The sequence below is a fragment of the Rubrivirga sp. genome (assembly GCF_049648075.1).
Taxonomy (GTDB): Bacteria; Bacteroidota; Rhodothermia; order Rhodothermales; family Rubricoccaceae; genus Rubrivirga.
The window spans coordinates 1-2,105 of sequence record NZ_JBARYR010000683.1 but is presented as its reverse complement, the minus strand read 5'-3'; the positions used below and the strand labels follow the sequence as shown (position 1 = coordinate 2,105).

Annotated in this window: 4 protein-coding genes; 3 read left to right on the top strand and 1 reads right to left on the bottom strand. The window is 66.5% G+C overall.

Features of this window, described 5'->3' with window-relative positions:
- The coding region (locus WBA11_RS18220; RefSeq protein ID WP_424522057.1) for a GNAT family N-acetyltransferase at positions 1-722 on the top strand (722 nt) is incomplete at its 5' end.
- 22 nt (positions 723-744) lie between these two features.
- Here the strand turns inward: WBA11_RS18220 and WBA11_RS18215 are convergent.
- Positions 745-1,332 (bottom strand): M35 family metallo-endopeptidase, encoded by a 588-nt coding sequence (locus tag WBA11_RS18215; RefSeq protein WP_424522056.1) that lies wholly within the window; start codon positions 1,330-1,332, stop codon positions 745-747.
- 237 nt (positions 1,333-1,569) lie between these two features.
- Here WBA11_RS18215 and WBA11_RS18210 point away from each other — a divergent pair, with 237 nt between their 5' ends.
- Together WBA11_RS18210 and WBA11_RS18205 are read left to right on the top strand one after the other, a co-directional pair.
- Positions 1,570-1,872 carry a transposase gene (locus tag WBA11_RS18210; RefSeq protein ID WP_424522055.1) on the top strand — a complete coding sequence of 101 codons (303 nt, stop codon included), beginning with the start codon at positions 1,570-1,572 and terminating at the stop codon, positions 1,870-1,872.
- A gap of 32 nt (positions 1,873-1,904) precedes the next feature.
- A partial coding sequence (locus WBA11_RS18205) for an IS3 family transposase (protein ID WP_424522054.1) occupies positions 1,905-2,105 on the top strand: 201 nt, incomplete at its 3' end.

Here is a 2,105-nt window from a genome sequence, read left to right as displayed (position 1 = left end):
TTCATGTTCTGATGGGTCGAGAGCGGTGCGTCCTCGAGGTCGGCGCGTGGTGCGATGTTTCAGTTTGCCGGGGCGCATCGAACGCGCGAACCGAGAACCCTGAACCCCGAACCGCCATGCACGGCCGAGGCCCCGCCCCCGAACACACCCACGACCCGTTCGCCGACGGCCTGCCCGCCCTCGAGGGTGACCGCGTGCGCCTGCGCCAGGCCGACCCCCGCGACGTCCCCGACCTGCTCGACCTCTTCGGCGACGCCGACACGCTCGCGTACTGGAGCCACGGACCGCTCGCCGATCACGGGGCCGCGGAGACGTACTACCAAGGGATGCAGACCGGTCTGAGGGACCGCTCGCTGTTCCAATGGGCCGTCACGGAGCCCGCCGACGACCGCCTCATTGGGACGGTGACCCTCGTGGGATGGGACAAGCAGAACCGGCGCTGCGAGCTCGGCTTCATCCTGCACCCGAACGCCCAGGGCCGAGGCCTGGCGAGCGACGCGGTCCGCACGGCGCTCCGGTTCGCGTTCTCAGAGATGGGCCTGGCCCGCGTCGAGGCCGACGTGGACCCGGACAACGCGGCGTCCTCGAGGCTGCTGGCGCGGCTGGGGTTCGTCCTCGAGGGCGTGATGCGCCGGCGGTGGTTCACGTTCGGGACGTGGAAGGACAGCTACTTCTACGGGTTGCTCGAGAGCGACTTCGAGAGCGACGACCCGGGAACGTGACGAGGTCCGCGCCGAGGAGGGATCAACCGCCGGTTCGGAACTCCTCGACGAAGTACCCCCAGTTATCGGCCGTCTTCTTCGCCATGTTGGGGTTGACGGCTGCTGTTACTTCACAGTCTGGTACTCCGTAGGCGTCGTCATCCGTGTTGATGAACAGGTGCGTGCACTCGTGGACCAGCGTCTGAAACTTGCTGTCCGCCGGTCGCTTGAAGGGGCGGTAAAGCGGCGCGGAGTTCCAGTTGTGGTTGAGGAAGATTCTGAAGTTCTGGGCTTGGCCCGTCGTCATCGGGCTCGCGTCGCCGGTGAAATCGTTCCACCCGCCGGCGGGCCTCATCGCCGACGCATACTCGTCCGAACACCTCCCCTGGAAGTCTTGGAACGCGACATCGATGGGCTTGACGTTGATGAGGCTCGCGAGCGTTCCGAGTTGCTGTGCGAGCTTCGCCATCCATGGTCCCGACTGGTCCCCGAACCACTTCCGACTCTCGCCGATCCCGCCCCCGTTCCGAATGGAGGTGGAGGCCTTGCGGAGTGTGGATATGATGACGGGCTGGAGGCTCTGCACGATCATCTGGTCGGAAGGGCCTAATCCTGCGTTGTTGAATCCCATGGTTCCTGAGTGCTGTTCTGTAGGACGTCGTACGTCGAGACGATGGCCGTCTTGGGGTGTACCTCTACAAAACAGGAAACGAGCGAGCGAATGGTCAGGGAGCCTCAAGTCACGTGTTGAAGCTCCTCCTGAGCGAAGGCGCCTCGGCACCGCACGACCACCCGTCCGGGTTCGGCCCGTCTGGAGTGAACCCGGTACGGTGGACAATCTTCCAGTTGTCCTCAGACCTCGAGTTTCATGCCCCGACACCGCCCTGCCTACCCGCCTGAGTTCCGCGAGCAGATCGTCGCGCTCCACCGATCTGGCCGCTCCGTCGTCGACCTCGCCCGCGAGTTCGAGCCGACCGAGCACACGACCCGCGATTGGATCGCCAAGGCCGACCCGTCGTCGTTCACCGCGACGGACTCCGACCGCGACGAGCTGAGGCGGCTCCGCAAGGAGGTCAAGAGGCTCCAGCAGGAGCGCGACATCTTGGCAAAAGCCGCGGCCTGGTTCGCTCGGGAGACCGGCTCGGTACCGTCCGGGCCTTCGAGTTCATGAGGGCGCACCAGGCCCCCTTCCCCGTCTCACGCATGGCCGACGTCCTCCGCGTCTCCCGGAGCGGCTTCTATGCGTGGCTCGGCCGCCCGCCGTCGCCGCGTGCGCAGCGCGACGTCGAGATCACCGAGGCGATCCGGTCGTCGCACGCCGAGTCCGACGGCTCGTACGGCGCGCTCCGGGTCCACGAGGACCTCAAGGAGGCAGGCTTCCGCGTCGGCAAGAAGCGCGTGGCC